13 protein-coding genes and 3 rRNA genes are annotated in these 19,187 nt (G+C 50.7%); 6 read left to right on the top strand and 10 right to left on the bottom strand.

Annotation, left to right across the window (positions count from 1 at the left end):
- Position 1 precedes the first annotated feature (1 nt).
- On the bottom strand, positions 2–1,558 hold the full coding sequence (locus tag K1Y77_RS06150) for a fatty acyl-CoA synthetase (RefSeq protein ID WP_030068851.1): 1,557 nt from the start codon (positions 1,556–1,558) through the stop codon (positions 2–4).
- Positions 1,559–1,601: 43 nt separating this feature from the next.
- Positions 1,602–2,834, bottom strand: coding sequence for an ABC transporter substrate-binding protein (locus K1Y77_RS06145; RefSeq protein WP_264430855.1), 1,233 nt, complete (start codon positions 2,832–2,834; stop codon positions 1,602–1,604).
- 271 nt (positions 2,835–3,105) lie between these two features.
- Between K1Y77_RS06145 and K1Y77_RS06140 the strand changes: the two genes are divergently transcribed.
- The gene (locus K1Y77_RS06140) at positions 3,106–3,957 is read left to right on the top strand and encodes a TatD family hydrolase (protein ID WP_030068849.1); all 852 of its coding nucleotides are present in this window, start codon (positions 3,106–3,108) and stop codon (positions 3,955–3,957) included.
- A 12-nt stretch (positions 3,958–3,969) separates the two neighbouring features.
- Positions 3,970–4,449: a hypothetical protein gene (locus K1Y77_RS06135; RefSeq protein WP_030068848.1), complete on the top strand. Its 480-nt coding sequence runs from the start codon at positions 3,970–3,972 to the stop codon at positions 4,447–4,449.
- Here the strand turns inward: K1Y77_RS06135 and K1Y77_RS06130 are convergent.
- Complete coding sequence (locus K1Y77_RS06130; protein WP_030068847.1) at positions 4,446–5,030, bottom strand: elongation factor P hydroxylase; 585 nt, start codon at positions 5,028–5,030, stop codon at positions 4,446–4,448. The genes K1Y77_RS06135 and K1Y77_RS06130 overlap by 4 nt on opposite strands.
- 183 nt (positions 5,031–5,213) lie before the next feature.
- On the opposite strand from K1Y77_RS06130, the gene K1Y77_RS06125 reads away from it, so the two are divergent.
- The 3 genes from K1Y77_RS06125 to K1Y77_RS06115 all read left to right on the top strand — a co-directional run bounded on the left by K1Y77_RS06125 (position 5,214) and on the right by K1Y77_RS06115 (position 8,458).
- The gene (locus tag K1Y77_RS06125) at positions 5,214–6,632 is read left to right on the top strand and encodes an MATE family efflux transporter (RefSeq protein ID WP_264018473.1); all 1,419 of its coding nucleotides are present in this window, start codon (positions 5,214–5,216) and stop codon (positions 6,630–6,632) included.
- Positions 6,633–6,635: 3 nt separating this feature from the next.
- The gene (locus tag K1Y77_RS06120) at positions 6,636–7,634 is read left to right on the top strand and encodes a DUF3080 family protein (protein ID WP_030068843.1); all 999 of its coding nucleotides are present in this window, start codon (positions 6,636–6,638) and stop codon (positions 7,632–7,634) included.
- A 113-nt stretch (positions 7,635–7,747) separates the two neighbouring features.
- The gene (locus K1Y77_RS06115) at positions 7,748–8,458 is read left to right on the top strand and encodes a hypothetical protein (RefSeq protein WP_264430850.1); all 711 of its coding nucleotides are present in this window, start codon (positions 7,748–7,750) and stop codon (positions 8,456–8,458) included.
- A gap of 64 nt (positions 8,459–8,522) precedes the next feature.
- Here the strand turns inward: K1Y77_RS06115 and tusA are convergent, their stop codons facing one another.
- Complete coding sequence (tusA, locus tag K1Y77_RS06110) at positions 8,523–8,774, bottom strand: sulfurtransferase TusA (RefSeq protein WP_030068839.1); 252 nt, start codon at positions 8,772–8,774, stop codon at positions 8,523–8,525.
- A gap of 28 nt (positions 8,775–8,802) precedes the next feature.
- Here tusA and K1Y77_RS06105 point away from each other — a divergent pair, with 28 nt between their 5' ends.
- Entirely contained in the window at positions 8,803–9,090 is a 288-nt protein-coding gene (locus K1Y77_RS06105) for an antibiotic biosynthesis monooxygenase family protein (protein ID WP_009724920.1), read from the top strand.
- Positions 9,091–9,136: 46 nt separating this feature from the next.
- On the opposite strand, the gene rlmM is transcribed toward K1Y77_RS06105, so the two are convergent.
- The 6 genes from rlmM to K1Y77_RS06075 all read right to left on the bottom strand — a co-directional run bounded on the left by rlmM (position 9,137) and on the right by K1Y77_RS06075 (position 19,185).
- A complete protein-coding gene (gene rlmM / locus K1Y77_RS06100) occupies positions 9,137–10,204 on the bottom strand; it encodes a 23S rRNA (cytidine(2498)-2'-O)-methyltransferase RlmM (protein WP_030068832.1) in 1,068 nt (355 codons plus the stop codon).
- Positions 10,205–10,693: 489 nt separating this feature from the next.
- A 5S ribosomal RNA gene (rrf, locus tag K1Y77_RS06095) occupies positions 10,694–10,809 on the bottom strand.
- Between the two features lie 157 nt (positions 10,810–10,966).
- Positions 10,967–13,859, bottom strand: a 23S ribosomal RNA gene (locus K1Y77_RS06090).
- Between the two features lie 332 nt (positions 13,860–14,191).
- Positions 14,192–15,724, bottom strand: a 16S ribosomal RNA gene (locus K1Y77_RS06085).
- The 16S, 23S and 5S rRNA genes sit together here, the layout of an rRNA operon.
- 636 nt (positions 15,725–16,360) lie before the next feature.
- Positions 16,361–18,166 carry an acyl-CoA dehydrogenase C-terminal domain-containing protein gene (locus tag K1Y77_RS06080; RefSeq protein ID WP_264018475.1) on the bottom strand — a complete coding sequence of 602 codons (1,806 nt, stop codon included), beginning with the start codon at positions 18,164–18,166 and terminating at the stop codon, positions 16,361–16,363.
- Between the two features lie 251 nt (positions 18,167–18,417).
- Positions 18,418–19,185, bottom strand: coding sequence for an SDR family NAD(P)-dependent oxidoreductase (locus K1Y77_RS06075; protein WP_264018476.1), 768 nt, complete (start codon positions 19,183–19,185; stop codon positions 18,418–18,420).
- Positions 19,186–19,187: the final 2 nt, after the last annotated feature.

Genomic DNA, 19,187 nt, shown 5'->3' with positions numbered 1-19,187 from the left:
CTCACTCCTTTAGGTCTTGGCGCAGGTGGCGTTTAAGAATTTTACCGGCGGTGCTCTTTGGCAGTGTCTCTGCGAATACCACGCGTTTAGGAACCTTGTAGGGTGCAATCAAGCTTTTTGCATGATGGATAAGCGCATCCTCACTCACCGCTTGCCCCTCTTTCAGCACCACCACAGCGGTAATCGCTTCAATCCACTTTTCATCAGGCAGCCCCACTACCGCCACTTCCGAAATGGCCGAGTGCTTAAACAGCGCCTCTTCCACTTCACGGCTGGCTACCAGTACTCCCCCCGTGTTGATAACGTCTTTAATCCGGTCCACAACATATAAGTAGCCAGCTTCATCGAAGTAGCCCACATCGCCAGAATGGAACCAGCCGCCCTGGAACGATTCAGCGGTCATCTCAGGCTTATCCCAGTAGCCCGTCATTAGCTGCGGCGAACGGTGAACAATCTCACCGTGCTCACCAGGGGCAACGTCGTTCATTTCCAAATCAACAATGCGCGTTTCTACCGTAAGTATCGGCCGCCCCGCCGATGCGGGACGTTCAGCATGCTCTTCTGGGCGTAACACCGTTGCCAAAGGAGCAATTTCACTCTGCCCATAGCAGTTATATAAACCCACGCCTAAGAAACGCTGCTGCATCTCTTCCAAAACAGGCACCGGCATGATTGAAGCGCCGTAGTACGCTTTCTTGAGCGTAGTCAAATCGAACTGATCAAAGTCAGCATGGCGCAGCAAGCTAATCCACACCGTGGGTGGTGCAAAAAACGATACGATTTTTTGTTCGGCAATGGCCGCGAGGCAGCTATCTGGCAGCGGCGCTTCCAGCAGGTGAACGGGAGCACCCAGTAGCAGAGCGGGCATTAAAAACACATGCATTTGTGCAGAGTGGTAAAGCGGAAGAGCAGCCAACATGGCGTCGCCTCCCTTGATATCCAACTCCACCATGCAGGCCATATATTCTGCCATCAGCGCTTGATGGCTCATCATTGCCGCTTTAGGTGCTGCCGTTGTGCCAGAGGTATAGAGCAGCTGTGCAAGACTGCTTCCCTCTAAAGCAACCGCTGGTTCACTTGTTGATGGCGAAGAACGTACACAAGTTAAAACATCGAAACTGCCTGATTGACTACCTTGTTGATCAGCATGCAGGGTTCCACTGACCGTTAATGCTAATCCTTGGGTTGCTTCCTCTACTTTGCCAGCTAATGCGATATCGCTTAGCAGCCCTTTCGCCCCAGATTGCTCAAGGATATAGCGCAGCTCGTCGCTACTTAGCGCGAAATTAATAGGCACATGTACTAAGCCTGCTTTGGTGGAGGCAAGCCAGGCGATGACATAAGCATCTGAGTTTTTACCGTATACCGCCAACCGGTCTCCAGGCGAAAGACCGGCCGCTAACAAGCCGTTGGCCACTCGGTTAGCAGCGTCATTAAGCGACTGATAGCTCCATGTTCGCTCACCAAACGTTAGCGCAAGCTGGTCAGAATATTTTCGGGCGCTGCGATTTAACGCAGCGCCAATCGTATTACGGTGAATGGTAGAGATGTGTTCCATGCCAAGTCCTTATTGTTATGTTTGTTGATAAGGCGTCAGCGTTTTATCCCTGGTTAACGAGTGGGCAGACGCTTTCAGACAGTGGCCGGAACGCTTCCTCGGCGGGAATAGTGCGCACAATTCTGAAAAGATCATCTTCATCAACAGATTCTTCTGGCGTTTTTACTTCCACGAGGTACATGTCATGCACCATACGACCGTCCTCACGGATATAGCCGCCCGTTGCAAACACGTCATTAATCGGGGTATCGACCATCTGCTGACGAACAGTTTGCGTATCGTCTGTTCCCGTTGCCTCAATGGCTTCTAGGTAGTGGCGGGTACTGGAATAAAGACCTGCGTGTACCATGGTAGGCATGCTGCCGGTACGCTCACGGAAACGCTCTGCCCACGCACGGGTCTCATCATTTAAGTCGTAATACCATGCTTTGGTGAACTGCAGCCCTTGGGCATTTTCGAGACCAATGCTGCGTATATCGGTGCTGAACAGCACCATACCCGCTAGAATCTGACCCGCTTGGGTAATACCGAACTCGCCAGCCGTTTGTACGGCATTGATGGTGTCTCCACCGGCATTATTGAGGGCAATTACATCAGCACCCGATGCCTGGGCTTGCAGCATGAAGGAGGAGAAATCGTTGTTCGGGAAGGGATGGCGCGCGCTACCGACTATCGTTCCACCATTTTCAGTGACCACACGTTCAACATCTGCTTCAAGCGCATGGCCAAATGAGTAGTCGGCACTGAGCAAATACCAATTTTTATGGCCTTCTTGCGTGATGGCTTTGGCCGTACCGTTAGACATCGCCCAGGTATCATATACCCAGTGAATATGGTTGGGAGAGCAGTGTTCGTTAGTAACGCTAGAGGAAACAGCGCCATTTACCAAACCAAGTTTATCCGCATCTTCTAGCAAGCCTACTGCTGCCAAAGTAACCGATGACGCCACTAGCCCCGTGACCATGTCGACATTGCGTTCATCAATCCACTCGCGCACAACGCTTGAGCCAACATCTGGGCTGTTACGATCATCCGCGCTAAAGACCACCACCTCAGCGCCGTGGACGCTGCCACCCATATCTTCAATCGCCATTTCAATGGCATCTTGCCCTAACGGCCCTATCGGATCACGATAAACGCCTGACATATCAGCCAGATAGCCAATACGAATCTCATTATCTGAAATACCATCATTGGCGGCCACGCTGGGTGCATAGCCAGCGGCAATAACCGCCGCTGCTAGTGTAGAAATAGCGAAATGACGTGATAGCTGCATATTTTTCACCCGTCTATTGTTGTTATTAAAAGAGCCTTTAGCCCGATTTATTGCATACTGCATCTTCATGTTAAGAGTAAAAACCGCATTGCTGTTTACCTTTCGAGCCAGTTTTTTTGCAATTCATGCCATTCGATTAAGCTACTCAACCAAGCCAGACCATTAGTTGTTGTTACTTACCGGCGTTACAATAGTGTTCTGCAGCTAGCTAACCCATTGACGAATGCCTGGCTGTTATCGATTATTTAATTGGCGCTGGAGGGTATGACGTTTGACAACAAGTGCTGTGGATAGCTTTTTACCAGAAGCGCTGCAATTTCGTTCCGGTGCTCCCTTAGTCGATATTGGAGCTAACCTGACTCATGAAAGTTTTCAGCGCGATTTAGTAGATGTCATTGCCAGAGCAAAAGCGGCTAATGTAACAACTCTTATCGTGACGGGTACTGATATTGAACATGCTGAGCTAGCCGTTAAGATGGCTCAGCAGGTCCCTGGCATATATGCCACTGCGGGGGTTCATCCGCATGATGCTAGCGGGTGGAATAGCGATGTGGCGAACCAGTTGAAAGCACTGCACCAACAACCCGAAGTGGTTGCCGTTGGCGAGTGTGGGCTGGATTTTAATCGCAATTTCTCGACACCTGCTGAGCAAGAACGAGCGTTTGAGGCTCAGCTGGCGCTCGCCATTGAAAGTGGCTTGCCGCTCTTTTTACATGAGCGGGACGCTGGACAGCGAATGCGTGAGATACTGCATAGCTGGCGCGATGATATCAGCGAAGCCGTTATTCACTGTTTCACCGCTGACCGAGAGACACTCCACGGCTATCTTGATTTAGATCTTCATATTGGTTTAACCGGCTGGATTTGTGATGAGCGCAGAGGCCACCACCTTCGCTCAATCGTGAAGGATATTCCCTTAGAAAGGCTCATGGTGGAAACCGACTGCCCCTACTTACTACCCCGCAACCTTCCAGCAAAGCTGAAAGGGCGCCGTCACGAGCCAGCCTTGCTACCATGGATTGTCAGAGAGATTGCCCAGTGGCATAACGTGACTGAAACCGAGCTGGGGGCCGCAACCACTCGAACTGCCCAGCGTTTTTTTCGCCTTGATGCGGAAACTTAAAAGGAGCACAGCGTGGCTGATTACCCAGGATTTATTGCCATTGAGACGGGCGAAGAAGACGGCTTGCCGCTGGCTATTGCCTGGTCGTTACCCGATGGGCGTATTAAGCAGACCCTTATTCAACCTGACGACAGCTGGATCACTGAAGATACCAACGTGATGGGGGCTTACAGCATTGAAGAGCTGGAAAGTCTGGGCGTCAGTCCTTTAGATGTCATACGTGAATTAGAAACCGATCACTTTTCAGCTACGTTGTACACTAGCGATAATGGTGAAGATGAAGCAGCGCTAGCCCGTCTGTTTGATACTTACGGTCTTGACCCTTTTGTGGAACTAGCACCTGCACAAGTGCTCTATGAAACAATTAGCGCAAATCAGTGGCACCGCCTGCGTAGCGATACGTTTAACGATTTAGGGTTCGAGCCGATGCGGCCTGAACATGAAATTGAGGTCATGCTGACGCTACACAAGCAACTTACCGAAAAAGACTAAGCCGTTTCGAGCGATACAACATCCAGTGCTTCCAGCCCCTGCTTAACGGCCTGTGCCAGAGTCGCTTGGTGCTGATAATAGTGTGTCAACGCCACTAAAAAAGCGTTGGCACGCAGCGGCAGCCCGATTTCCAAGTAGTTGTTAGCTTTGGCGGCGACGCTGTTAGCAAATGCCTCACGATCCACCTCAACGTTCCCACCCAAGTTATCCACACTTACGTGAAACGTGCGCCCACAGGCGTGGGTAAACAGCTGCTCCAGCGCCTGTGGTGCGATTTCCGCTTTTTCGAAGGCGAGTTGCTGCTGTGCGTCGCGTCCATCAGGTAGGTACCAGTAACCGTAATCTTCCAGCTGTCGACGCTTTTCACCAGCAATACACCAGTGGCTAATCTCATGCAAAGCACTGGCGAAAAAACCGCGCGCAAAAATCACTTGGTGATATGGCGTATCAACGTTGCTAGGGCGATAAACAGGCTCGTCTCCGCCCCTGATCAAACGTGTCTGGTAATGCTCAAAAAACACACCATCAAATAGCGCCGTAATATCGTTAAGCGTCCAGTGCTGCTGTTTATTTTTCACCATAGAACCAATTCACCAACTGTTTCACATAATCTATTGATGGGTAATGCCCAATCCTCACAGTATACCCGTAGCGCACCTGCGAACCAAAGAATAGCCTGCTTACTAAATGGCTACCGAAACAACAGTAACTCCTGCTATTCTAAAGGCTTTTCTTAGGTCTCTTTGCTGAATAGGAACCACACCTTGGGCGGCTTTACTAGCAATACCAAATCGATTTATTGGCCAGAAACACGCACGTTAATAGCGTTAGCGTTACCCATCTGCGGTGCTCAGTTAGCGCAAGCGGGTATGAGTGTGGTCGACGTTATTATGACCGGACGACACAACGCCACTGATCTCGCTGCAGTCTCGGTTGGTTCAAGCCTGTGGATGCCGCTGATGCTGTTTATGACCGGCACGTTAATGGGCCTTACCCCTATTGTGGCGCACCTGTTAGGTGGCCAACGAAATACTGACATCCGTCCTGCGGTTCACCAGGCATTGTGGGTTGCATTAGTGCTCGGGATTATTGCAGCTGTGCTGCTGTGGACAGTCGTCACACCGATATTCGAGCTTATGCAGGTGCCTCCTGCAGTCGCACGCGAGTCTGCTGCCTACCTAACTGCCGTTGCCTTTGGTATGCCGGGAATTGCTCTTTTTCAGGCACTTAGAGCCTTCTCAGATGGTATGAACCACACCCGCCCCGCCTTATGGATAAGCTTAGTAGGACTAGCCGTTAATATTCCTAGCAATTATTTGCTTATCTACGGTGGTGACGGACTTGTTAGTTTATTTGGTAACGGGCTGCCCGGCAGCCTGCAACAACTGCCTGCGTTAGGTGCATTCGGCTGTGGCATAGCCACTGCACTATCAATGTGGACAATGGCCGTTTCGATGGCGCTCTATACCCGTAAAGGCCGCACCTACCGTAGTGTTTCTATTTGGAAAACATTTACGCCACCAAAGCTATCCGGTATCCGCGAACTTGTGGTGGTGGGCGTGCCCATCGGGGTAGCCATTTTTGTCGAAGTGACACTATTTACGTTAATAGCCCTGTTTATTGCCAGCTTTGGAGAGGTCACAGTAGGGGCTCACCAAATCGCACTAAGCTTCACGACGATTCTGTTTATGCTACCTATGTCATTAAGCATGGCACTTACCGTACGTGTAGGTAATACATTAGGCCAACAGCGTTTCGCCATGGCACGTACCGTGGCTTGGAACGGTATTGTCATCAGCGTTATTGTCGCCGCCATTAACAGTACCTTGCTGTGGGTTACCGCGGTACCGGTGATTTCGCTGTACACCTCTAATGCTGACATTCAAGCACTAGCACTTACTATCATATCCCTAGCGGTGATTTTCCAACTCTCAGACTCACTTCAAGTCAACTTGGCAGGGGCGTTAAGAGGTTATAAAGACACAAGAATTGTGATGGTTATCACGGTGCTTTCTTATTGGATTGTCGGTTTAGGCGGTGGTCACTGGCTAGGAGCTCATGGGATTGGTAACCTGTCAGAACCAATGGGTGTGCACGGTTACTGGATAGGCCTGATTGCTGGACTCAGCACGGCCGCACTATTACTTGCTTGGCGGTTAACGTGGATCAGTCGACAGGAGTAATCAATGACACCCTACCCACAACGTCTGTTATGGCTGGCCGTTAGTGCCAGCTTATTCCTCGCGGGCTGCAATAATAGTAGTGCTGAACAACCCTGGATAGAGTATCACCAACAGCTTACCAGCGATCTTTCAATTGCTACTATTGAGCGTTACTCTCCATCTAATGTTGGTGAGTTTCCTGAACGTCGAGAGCGACTATTCGATATTCCAGAAACCCGTGAAGGCATGCTCAACGTATATGCATTACGTGAGTGTCAGATAACATCACTCATCGCAGCACGGAACAATCAATTAGGTCGTGTCGCTCCCCCTAGCCAACAGTGGCTATATGAGCGTGAATTATGGCAACGCTTAAGTGCTTGCTGGAACAGCGACGTGCCTGACAGCTTAAGTGATGACAATAAAGCTCGATTAGCCCAGTTAACTGAACTCAAAACTGAGCAGCTTCCAGCGGTCAGTTGGAATGCCATTTTTGATTCCGAAGAGTGGGAAAAAAGCTTTTCCAGAGCTAGCGATCCTTTAGATAGTGCCAGCCTACCCAATATCAATAAGCATTTAGCAGCGGTGGCTTATCTTGAACAGATGGTAGTTCACCAATTCAACAGCAACTGGCAACAAGATTCTGCGACGCTTGAAAACCACCTGAAGACACTACAAGAGCGCCCGTTAACAGCAGAAGTATTAAGGACTGTACTACTTGCCTACCAACGCCTGACAGAAGCCAATGAAGCTCTCGAGTCAACGCAGCCAAAAGCTAGTGTATGCTTGCAGGACGATTTTCCAGCATGGCTTGCTCCTGTCGAACAAATTTCTTTACAGTGGCTGACGGCGATTAATCAACTAATTAATATTCACGAAATAACGCCGCCAGAAGCGGTTAAAAACTATCAGAACACTTGGTTGTCGCTGCGCAATCCCCAGGCTCCCTGGCAGCAACTGCAACGAGTAAAAATTGAACACCAAGCGCTACGAGATCAATTTAATCGCTGTTCTGATAATTAAAAATCACATACCCTCTTAACCTTCTGAGCAACCTGTGCTATTGGTGAACTAAGTGGTGGGCAAGCATACGCTACTCACCGATGTCGTGACCACGCAGCACAAGGAGGGACATTATGGGCGCAACCCTGTCACCCCGCTCTGCCCAGGTCATCGACCTGGAAACCGTGCGTCAGCGTCAGCAGGCGCAGAAATGTTTAATCCGTTTAGCACCAGAGCTAGATGGCTTAGAGATGGTCTACCAGCTCGCTGCGAGTCCCGACACGTATTACGGCCTGCCTGTATTGGCCTGGGGGCTACAAGAGAATGGTAACGTGATTGGCTTGGTCCCGTGGATGGAGACACTCGCTGCTTGTCACGAACTTGACAGTCATGAAAATGGCCAATTTATTGGCTACCGTGATCCAGAAACAGAAGAGATTTTTGCCCTCCCCCCCGACCACAAATACGATGAACTGACTGCATCCGCTAGCTACTTCGAATATGAAGCGTCTGGGGAGATCACACTGATCCAGCAACTTCCAGATACTCTTGGTACTCATGCTTTGTGCATGAATCATCCCAACGCACCTTGGAATATGAAGCAGGTCTACGGATGGCGTCTCTATAGCGATGGCAGCGTTGAAGCAGTACTTGCCGATGAGCAACAAGCTACAATGTCCCCCATCCTTCTTGGAGATAAGTGCCTTTATGATGCTCATTCCAGACATCGCACGGTTTACTTTTTTCAACGACATATTGCTAGCCGCATAATGGATGAAGACCCTGCGACATTGGAAGCTCTGGCGATGATGGTTGTTCCAAACAAAGAGGATGATCTTAAATAAACACTTGCGAGGCGATCCACCAAAACCGAATCTCGGAGGGTTAGCCTCGCACAGCTGCACATTGTCACGCTAAGCGAATAAAATACACATAATGGTCACCGGACTCATCTTGCTGCAACAGTTGATGTCCCAAAAATTGACAAAATTTTGGGACATCCCGCGTCGTAGCAGGGTCGGTTGCTATTACTTTCAACACCTGCCCAGGCGTCATGTCACGCACCTTGTTATGCATCAGCATGATTGGTTCAGGGCAATATAACCCCGTAGTGTCTAACGATGTATCAAAGGCACATGGGTCATACGTATTATCAGTCATCTACAATCTCGTTTAGGAAACAGACAGCATGATCAAAGTAATCATTGAACGGCGTATTATGCCTGGCCTGGAAGAAGAGTATGAACTAGCTGCCCGCGAAGCTATGCGTGTTTCACTCGGCGTGCGAGGGTTTGTCGGTGGTGAAACACTTGTTGAACTCGGCCATACTGATCGCCGCCTTATGATTACTAAATGGCGCGATCTTCGCGCTTGGAAAGAGTGGCATTCAAGTGACGCACGTGCAACGGCCATGCAACGTATTCTACCTCTATTAACAGAAGACGAAACAATTCGTGTATACGAGCCTGGCTGTTAACACTGTGACGCTAGCTTAGCTGCCCTTAAATTAAGGCGCCATTAAATTAGTGATCAAGCCTCACATGCACCGTCACTTCTTCCCTATCGTGGTAGAGGTGACGACACGTGATCTTAGCCCTCACACCCGCCGCTTCCAACGCTTCTTCTAGGGTGTTAATACAGCGAGTAACTTCATCCCAGCGTTTCTTCATAGGTAGCTTTAGATTAAAAATTGCCTCTCGGCACCATTTGCGAGTTAACCACCTTTCTACCATTGCTAACACGCGCACAGGCTTATCGACGATATCGCAAACTAGCCAATCCATTCGTTGCGGCGGCTCCCAAACAAAACCGTCTTCTTTAAGATGGTCTATCTGCCCTGTAGCCATTAGCTGCTTGTCCATTGGCCCATTATCAATGGCATAAACATACATACCACGCTGCACTAACTGCCATGTCCAGCCACCTGGGGCGGCTCCTAGATCTGCTGCCTGCATGTGGGCGGAAAGCCGCGTATCCCACTCTTCTCGGGGAATAAATTCATGCCATGCCTCTTCTAACTTCAGCGTTGATCGGCTTGGCGCTCGAGAAGGAAAACGCAACCGGCGAATACCATTAAGCAGTTCACTCCGATTATCAGGAAAGCTCATGCCCAGTTGAACACGATCGCCATCTGTCCAGAAAATATGCAGCCGACGAGCCCCTGCTTTACCGCGCAGGGCACCACGTTTTTTTAACATACTCTGTAATGGTTTTGTCAGCGCTTTAATTAAGCCCGCTAATGCTTTGCCATCATTAGTATCTGGCGTTTCATGCCAGATTTCTTCAAAACTCCACCGACTTGCCTTCACCTGATCTAGAATAGCAGTAAGCCGATCGTCTCGGGACAATGTTAGAGCTGGCATAGCGGCTAAACTTTGACGAGCAAAAATAAGCCGCTTAAATGCCGCTTTACGATGCAAATCATTAATAGGTTCGTCATCCAAGCGCGTTAAGCTCGCCCACCCTTCCCCTTGCGCAGCTTCGCAACTTACCTCTTGCTGCTTAGCATGGTGCTGCATTTCAGCAAGTGCGTCACTTTCAAACCCTGGGCGGCAATAGACAAGCCACGACGTGGGTACTGTTTCACTCACCCTTTCACCTCTAAAGTAATTTCATGTCATAAGTGAACATATATTCAAAAGAAAATGCCCCCATTAATCGCCGCATCATAGCACTTTCTGTCTAATGCTTTCTAAGTAGTGAGAATAGTAGCGATAATTTATCTGCTTGATGCGCTTAAAACATTATCAGCGGCCAACAAAAAACCCCAGCTTCAACTGAAGGTGGGGTTTTTCTTAATAAATGCCTGACGATAACTCGCCCCAGCCCTCCGAGCCGCTCTTGTCATTCCCGCAGCCCCTTAGCGGGAACCCATGTTGAGTTGGGGTTTTGGGCTGCTGCAAGCCAAGGTCAAGGTGGATTCCCGATAACCTCACTCGGGAATGACGGTGCAGTGACTCGGCAATGACGTACGGTGCACGCGTCGGGAGGGGGCCACGTTGTTAGAGAAGGCTAGGGGTGTTTTTTCTTTCTGAACGCAAAAAACCCAGCCGGGTGGCTGGGTTTTTTGTTTAATAAGTGCCTGACGATGACCTACTCTCGCATGGGGAGACCCCACACTACCATCGGCGCTAAGCGGTTTCACTGCTGAGTTCGGCATGGGATCAGGTGGTTCACGCTCGCTATGGTCGTCAGGCGTAACAGGTAATGCATATCATGCTGACAGTGTTTTGTGGCGTCTCTTTCGTCTTAAGCCTGTCGTGTATCACGGTGGGCTTAATCCGCGTATCCGGTTTTCTAAGTGTTGTCACACTCGTTTCGTTATCACTACGACCAGACCCCTTGGGTGTTATAGGGTCAAGCCTCACGGGCCATTAGTACACGTTAGCTCAACGCCTTGCAGCGCTTCCACACCGTGCCTATCAACCAGCTGGTCTCGCTGGGCCCTTCAGGAGGCTCTAGGCCTCAGGGATGTCTCATCTTGAAGGGGGCTTCCCGCTTAGATGCTTTCAGCGGTTATCCCGTCCGCACATAGCTACCCGGCAATGCCACTGGCGTGACAACCGGAACACCAGAGGTGCGTCCACTCCGGTCCTCTCGTACTAGGAGCAGCCCTTCTCAAACATCCAACGCCCACGGCAGATAGGGACCGAACTGTCTCACGACGTTCTAAACCCAGCTCGCGTACCACTTTAAATGGCGAACAGCCATACCCTTGGGACCGACTTCAGCCCCAGGATGTGATGAGCCGACATCGAGGTGCCAAACACCGCCGTCGATGTGAACTCTTGGGCGGTATCAGCCTGTTATCCCCGGAGTACCTTTTATCCGTTGAGCGATGGCCCTTCCATACAGAACCACCGGATCACTAGAACCTGCTTTCGCACCTGCTCGACGTGTCTGTCTCGCAGTCAAGCACCCTTATGCTCTTGCACTCACTGCACGATGTCCGACCGTGCTGAGGGTACCTTCGTGCTCCTCCGTTACTCTTTGGGAGGAGACCGCCCCAGTCAAACTACCCACCACACACTGTCCTCGATCCGGATAACGGACCTGAGTGAGAACGCCAATGATGCCAGGCTGGTATTTCAAGGTTGGCTCCGCTCGAACTGGCGTCCGAGGTTCAAAGCCTCCCAGCTATCCTACACAGGCAACATCAGCGTCCAGTGTGAAGCTATAGTAAAGGTTCACGGGGTCTTTCCGTCTAGCCGCGGGTACACCGCATCTTCACGGCGATTTCAATTTCACTGAGTCTCGGGTGGAGACAGCGTGGCCATCATTACGCCATTCGTGCAGGTCGGAACTTACCCGACAAGGAATTTCGCTACCTTAGGACCGTTATAGTTACGGCCGCCGTTTACCGGGGCTTCAATCAAGAGCTTCGGCCGAAGCCTAACACCATCATTTAACCTTCCGGCACCGGGCAGGCGTCACACCCTATACGTCCGCTTGCGCGTTAGCAGAGTGCTGTGTTTTTACTAAACAGTTGCAGCCACCTGGTATCTTCGACCGGTTCGGGCTTGGAGAGCAAGTCTCGTCACCCTACGCCGGCGTGCCTTCTCCCGAAGTTACGGCACCATTTTGCCTAGTTCCTTCACCCGAGTTCTCTCAAGCGCCTTGGGATTCTCACCCTGACCACCTGTGTCGGTTTGGGGTACGGTCGCACATGATCTGAAGCTTAGAGGCTTTTCCTGGAAGCGTGGCATCAATGACTTCCTGACCGTAGTCAGTTCGTTTCGTGTCTCGGCCTTAGAGCATCCCGGATTTACCTAGGACACCAGCCTACTCACTTTCACCAGGACAACCAACGCCTGGCTCACCTAGCCTTCTCCGTCCCCCCATCGCAATCATGTCCGGTACGGGAATATTGACCCGTTTCCCATCGACTACGCCTTTCGGCCTCGCCTTAGGGGCCGACTCACTCTGCTCCGATTAGCGTCGAACAGAAACCCTTGGTCTTCCGGCGAGGGAGTTTTTCACTCCCTTTATCGTTACTCATGTCAGCATTCGCACTCGTGATACCTCCAGCGAACTTCTCAATTCACCTTCATTGGCTTACACGACGCTCCTCTACCGCTCATCCAGAGGATGAACCCGTAGCTTCGGTACCTGGTTTAGCCCCGTTACATCTTCCGCGCAGGCCGACTCGACTAGTGAGCTATTACGCTTTCTTTAAAGGATGGCTGCTTCTAAGCCAACCTCCTAGCTGTCTGAGCCTTCCCACATCGTTTCCCACTTAACCAGGATTTCGGGACCTTAGCTGACGGTCTGGGTTGTTTCCCTTTTCACGACGGACGTTAGCACCCGCCGTGTGTCTCCCACGCTTGCACTCGCCGGTATTCGGAGTTTGCCTCGGGTTGGTAAGTCGGGATGACCCCCTAGCCGAAACAGTGCTCTACCCCCGGTGGTGATACGTGAGGCGCTACCTAAATAGCTTTCGAGGAGAACCAGCTATCTCCGAGCTTGATTAGCCTTTCACTCCGATCCACAAGTCATCCAAATCTTTTTCAACAGATCCTGGTTCGGGCCTCCAGTTGATGTTACTCAACCTTCACCCTGCTCATGGATAGATCGCTCGGTTTCGGGTCTATATCCAGCGACTGTGTCGCCCAGTTAAGACTCGGTTTCCCTACGGCTCCCCTAAACGGTTAACCTCGCCACTGAATATAAGTCGCTGACCCATTATACAAAAGGTACGCAGTCACAGAACAAGTCTGCTCCTACTGCTTGTACGCACACGGTTTCAGGATCTATTTCACTCCCCTCTCCGGGGTTCTTTTCGCCTTTCCCTCACGGTACTGGTTCACTATCGGTCAGCCAGGAGTATTTAGCCTTGGAGGATGGTCCCCCCGTCTTCAGTCAAGGTTTCTCGTGCCCCGACCTACTCGATTTCACATGATCAGATTTTCGACTACGGGGCTATCACCCGCTGCGGCCGAGCTTCCCAGCTCGTTCGTCTAATCAGTCACATGCTTAAGGGCTGGTCCCCGTTCGCTCGCCGCTACTAGGGGAATCTCGGTTGATTTCTTTTCCTCAGGGTACTTAGATGTTTCAGTTCCCCTGGTTCGCCTCTTACGCCTATATATTCAGCGTAAGATACTCATCTTATGATGAGTGGGTTTCCCCATTCAGAGATGCCCGGGTCACAGGTTGTTTGCCACCTCGCCGAGCCTTATCGCAGGCTACCACGTCTTTCATCGCCTCTGGCTGCCTAGGCATCCACCGTGTGCGCTTCATTGCTTGACCCTATAACCCGAAGGAGTCTGGGGTTCGCAATGATAACGATTGCCGGATACGCTTGAGACGTATCACAAAACAATTACGTATAAACGTTTTAAAACGTTTATGTCAGCATGATATACATTGTTAAAGAGCGACTGCTATGCGCAGTGATAAGCGGTTGCTTTTTTCACGTTAAAAAAAGAAGGGTCTTTAAAACAAAGCTCTTTAAAAGAACTCTTTAAAAAAAGATCTTTTCTCTTTTTCCAATAGGAAGAAAACGCTTATCACTGCGTATCAACAGCATTCTGATCAGGTAATTCATTGTGAGCGCTTACCGCGAGGGATGATGCATCGTTTAAGGAGGTGATCCAGCCGCAGGTTCCCCTACGGCTACCTTGTTACGACTTCACCCCAGTCATGAACCACACCGTGGTGATCGCCCTCTTGCGTTAGGCTAACCACTTCTGGTGCAGTCCACTCCCATGGTGTGACGGGCGGTGTGTACAAGGCCCGGGAACGTATTCACCGTGACATTCTGATTCACGATTACTAGCGATTCCGACTTCACGGAGTCGAGTTGCAGACTCCGATCCGGACTGAGACCGGCTTTTCGGGATTAGCTGACTCTCGCGAGCTCGCAACCCTTTGTACCGGCCATTGTAGCACGTGTGTAGCCCTACTCGTAAGGGCCATGATGACTTGACGTCGTCCCCACCTTCCTCCGGTTTGTCACCGGCAGTCTCCTTAGAGTTCCCGGCATTACCCGCTGGCAAATAAGGACAAGGGTTGCGCTCGTTACGGGACTTAACCCAACATTTCACAACACGAGCTGACGACAGCCATGCAGCACCTGTCTCTGCGTTCCCGAAGGCACCAAGTGATCTCTCACAAGTTCGCAGGATGTCAAGAGTAGGTAAGGTTCTTCGCGTTGCATCGAATTAAACCACATGCTCCACCGCTTGTGCGGGCCCCCGTCAATTCATTTGAGTTTTAACCTTGCGGCCGTACTCCCCAGGCGGTCGACTTATCGCGTTAACTTCGCCACAAAGTGCGCTAGGCACCCAACGGCTGGTCGACATCGTTTACGGCGTGGACTACCAGGGTATCTAATCCTGTTTGCTACCCACGCTTTCGCACCTCAGTGTCAGTGTCAGTCCAGAAGGCCGCCTTCGCCACTGGTATTCCTCCCGATCTCTACGCATTTCACCGCTACACCGGGAATTCTACCTTCCTCTCCTGCACTCTAGCTTGACAGTTCCGGATGCCGTTCCCAGGTTGAGCCCGGGGCTTTCACAACCGGCTTATCAAGCCACCTACGCGCGCTTTACGCCCAGTAATTCCGATTAACGCTTGCACCCTCCGTATTACCGCGGCTGCTGGCACGGAGTTAGCCGGTGCTTCTTCTGCGAGTGATGTCTTTCCTAATGGGTATTAACCACTAGGCGTTCTTCCTCGCTGAAAGTGCTTTACAACCCGAAGGCCTTCTTCACACACGCGGCATGGCTGGATCAGGGTTCCCCCCATTGTCCAATATTCCCCACTGCTGCCTCCCGTAGGAGTTCGGGCCGTGTCTCAGTCCCGATGTGGCTGATCATCCTCTCAGACCAGCTACGGATCGTTGCCTTGGTGAGCCATTACCTCACCAACTAGCTAATCCGACATAGGCTCATCCGATAGCGGGAGCCGGAGCCCCCTTTCTCCCGTAGGACGTATGCGGTATTAGCCTGGGTTTCCCCAGGTTATCCCCCACTACCGGGTAGATTCCTATGCATTACTCACCCGTCCGCCGCTCGTCAGCATCTAGCAAGCTAGATCTGTTACCGCTCGACTTGCATGTGTTAGGCCTGCCGCCAGCGTTCAATCTGAGCCATGATCAAACTCTTCAGTTTAAAATCATTGTGATGCTTACTCGTCATCCAACAACATAATGTTGACGAACAACAAAAGCGCATCAAACTTGGCTCAAGGTTCAAACGAATTCATTTCAATTTACATTGTCATGACCGCTTGCCTTGATATTTGGTGATTTATCACCCTCATCGGCAAGCGCCCACATGAATTACCTGATCAAATTGTTAAAGAGCTGTTTCGCTGCGAGGCTGTCTTATCAGCCGGCTAACCGATGAACTGGTTTGCCTCAGCGAGGAAGGCGTATTCTACGCATTTCCTGGTGTTTGTCAATCACTGTTTTCAGTGAGTGAAGCGAGCGGGTTAAGAAAGCGAGATAACGATGCCTTCTCTTTTATTGCGCTAACTTCCTGACAAACCAAAGGTTTTCACCTTCCATCACCGCTGGTAACGCTGTGCGTCCCCGGCAGCGGATGCGTACTTTACGGATTCGCTGCCGTCTTGGCAAGAGGGTTTATCAAAAAAACATAAAAAAAGCGGCAGGCGTTGTTCATAGAACAATCCTGCCGCAAACCACCGATCAGAACGCCTGACCAGAGAGTGCTCGGTTACCCATACAGATTTATCTGTGTCACTGGAATTTCAAAAGCCGTATTTCTCACTGCGTACTTCGAAACCTAAATTTCAAATCCTAAGCCAAAGTCTTCACTCGACATCGCCATAAGACTTCCCGCACCGGACTGGATCATTTGCGCGTGAGCCTTTGTACGCGGCAGCAAGCGCTGATAGTAAAAGCGGGCAGTGTTCAATTTAGCGGCATAAAACGCTTTGTCATCACCCTCTAATGCCACCGATGCTTGCTTAGCTGCGCGGGCAAAGAGGTAGGCCAACGTGACATAACCGGAGTACATTAGGTAATCGACGCTTGCCGCCCCAACCTCTTCGCGATCCTGCATCGCTTTCATGCCCACGCCCATGGTCAACTCGCCCCACTCAGCGTTTAGCTTCGCTAGCGGCTCAACAAACTCTTTTAACGCAGGGTTATCAGCTTCCGTCTTACAGAACTTATGGATTTCTTTGGTGAACACTTTTAGCGACTCACCCTGGCTCATCAACACCTTGCGGCCAAGCAGGTCTAGCGCCTGAATACCAGTGGTACCCTCATAGAGACGGGTAATACGCGCATCACGCACTAACTGTTCCATCCCCCACTCTTTAATGAAGCCGTGCCCACCAAAAATCTGCACGCCTTCATTGGTGCACTCAAAACCGACTTCAGTGAGAAACGCTTTCACAATAGGTGTTAGTAGGCCGAGCAAGGTTTCAGCCTGCTCTTTCTCTTCGCCAGGCTTACCATGCTCAACAATGTCGAGCATCTGAGCGGTGTAAAGCACTAACATGCGGCCACCCTCGGCGAATGCCTTCTGGGTCAGCAGCATACGGCGTACATCCGGATGCACAATAATCGGGTCTGCTGGCTTCTCAGGGGCCTGGGCTCCAGAAAGCGCACGCATTTGCAACCGGTCTCGGGCGTAACTCAGCGAGTTTTGGAAACTGGCTTCAATTAAACCTAGCCCTTGAATACCTACCCCAAGGCGCGCTGCGTTCATCATAGTGAACATGCACGCCAAACCTTTATTGGGCGTACCAACCAAATAGCCCGTTGCAGCGTCAAAGTTCATCACGCAGGTAGCATTGCCATGGATGCCCATCTTGTGCTCAAGCGAACCGCACGTTACGCCATTACGCTCGCCTGGGTTACCTTGAGCATCGGGCATAAACTTGGGCACGACAAATAGAGAAATACCCTTCGAGCCTTCAGGAGCGTCAGGCAGTTTAGCCAACACAAGGTGTACGATGTTCTCTGCTAGATCATGGTCACCGGCAGAGATAAAGATTTTGGTACCAGTAATTGAATAAGCGCCGCTTTCATCAGGCACTGCACGTGTTTTAATCAACCCAAGGTCAGTACCACAGTGTGGTTCGGTGAGACACATCGTGCCTGTCCAAACACCCTCTACCAGCTTGGTAAGGTAAGTTTCTTTCTGCTCATCGGTACCGTGATGCCTAAGCGCATCGGCAGCACCATGAGAAAGCCCTGGATACATACCCCACGCTAAGTTAGTTGCGCAAATCATTTCAGAGAGCATCATCGCCAACGAATGAGGCAAGCCCTGCCCCCCCTGTTCCGGGTCTGCCGCTAGGCTTGGCCAGCCACCTTCTACATATTGCTGATAGGCTTCTTTAAAGCCCTTCGGTGCTTTAACGTCACCACCCTCAAGCAAACACCCCTCTTTGTCACCGCTTTGGTTAATCGGCAACAACACGTCGCGGGCAAAACGCGCGCCCTCTTCCAAAATCGCATTCACAACGTCTGGAGATGCATCATCGCCATTGGGTAGCGCAGCGTAATGGCTGGGGTAGTCAAACATTTCGTCCATAACGAAACGCATGTCACGTAGAGGGGCTTGATAGCTGGGCATGTCACTTCTCCTAAACAAGGGGCTGAAAGCAGTCATAAACGTCAATCACATTGAGTTTTAATAACCACTTTCAAACACATGTTTGAAAGTTAGCGCGCGCACCGCCTATAGTCAAGCGGTCGTTTTAATACACCCCCTAAAACAGCTACAACTTTGGTCGCCCATACAGTAGCTTTCTGATTTATAAAATAAAAAAACCTGCCAGCAAAAATGCTGACAGGTTAATAAACGACGCCTATGTCCCAACCCAATTACTGCATTCGAATGCCTCCATCCAGCCGAATCACTTCACCGTTCAACATTGGGTTAGTGATAATGTGTTCAGCCAGCTGGGCAAATTCACCAGGCTTACCCAATCGCTTGGGAAAAGGCACCGCAGCCGCTAACGCTTGGGCCGCTTCATCAGGAATCTCACTCATCATAGGGGTTTCAAACACACCCGGCGCAATCGCCATAACGCGAATAGCATGACGAGAAAGCTCTCTAGCCGCAGGCAAACTCATGCCCACTACGCCAGCCTTGGAAGCACTGTAAGCACACTGGCCAACCTGCCCATCGAATGCGGCTATAGAAGCCGTATTAATAATTACGCCCCTCTCGCCGCTTTCATTAGGGGCATTTTTAGCCATGGCTGCGGCCGCTAATCGCATCACATTAAACGTGCCGATTAGATTGATGTTGATCGTTTTTGCATAGCTTTCCAGGTCTGCAGGATTACCATTACGATCCACAAGCTTGGCTACACTTACCACGCCAGCACAGTGAATAACGCCAGAAAGACCGCTTTCACCACCCATTGCAACCGCTTCGTCAATCGCCTGCTGCATTTCATCAGCAGAAGTAATATCAGCCATGCAGGCCTTTGCACGATCACCTAAGCGCTTGGCGTGATCCACCACGCTGTTGTTCATATCGCAAAGTACAACCTTCCCACCGGCAGCCACTAAACGCTCTGCAGTTGCCGCACCTAAACCTGAAGCAGCCCCTGTAATTAAAAACGTACAATCCTTTACCTGCATTT

It is taken from the genome of Halomonas qaidamensis, from assembly GCF_025917315.1.
GTDB lineage: Bacteria > Pseudomonadota > Gammaproteobacteria > Pseudomonadales > Halomonadaceae > Vreelandella > Vreelandella qaidamensis.
Note: the sequence above shows the minus strand (reverse complement) of the source record. Positions and strands in the feature narration are given on the sequence as shown.

Excerpts from the sequence above, each read along its gene's own strand:
- K1Y77_RS06150 (WP_030068851.1), bottom strand. The coding sequence starts at position 1,558 with ATGGAACACATCTCTACCATTCACCGTAATACGATTGGCGCTGCGTTA.
- K1Y77_RS06145 (WP_264430855.1), bottom strand. The coding sequence starts at position 2,834 with ATGCAGCTATCACGTCATTTCGCTATTTCTACACTAGCAGCGGCGGTT.
- K1Y77_RS06130 (WP_030068847.1), bottom strand. The coding sequence starts at position 5,030 with ATGGTGAAAAATAAACAGCAGCACTGGACGCTTAACGATATTACGGCG.
- K1Y77_RS06120 (WP_030068843.1), top strand. The coding sequence starts at position 6,636 with ATGACACCCTACCCACAACGTCTGTTATGGCTGGCCGTTAGTGCCAGC.
- K1Y77_RS06115 (WP_264430850.1), top strand. The coding sequence starts at position 7,748 with ATGGGCGCAACCCTGTCACCCCGCTCTGCCCAGGTCATCGACCTGGAA.
- tusA (WP_030068839.1), bottom strand. The coding sequence starts at position 8,774 with ATGACTGATAATACGTATGACCCATGTGCCTTTGATACATCGTTAGAC.
- K1Y77_RS06105 (WP_009724920.1), top strand. The coding sequence starts at position 8,803 with ATGATCAAAGTAATCATTGAACGGCGTATTATGCCTGGCCTGGAAGAA.
- K1Y77_RS06080 (WP_264018475.1), bottom strand. The coding sequence starts at position 18,166 with ATGCCCAGCTATCAAGCCCCTCTACGTGACATGCGTTTCGTTATGGAC.
- K1Y77_RS06075 (WP_264018476.1), bottom strand. The coding sequence starts at position 19,185 with ATGCAGGTAAAGGATTGTACGTTTTTAATTACAGGGGCTGCTTCAGGT.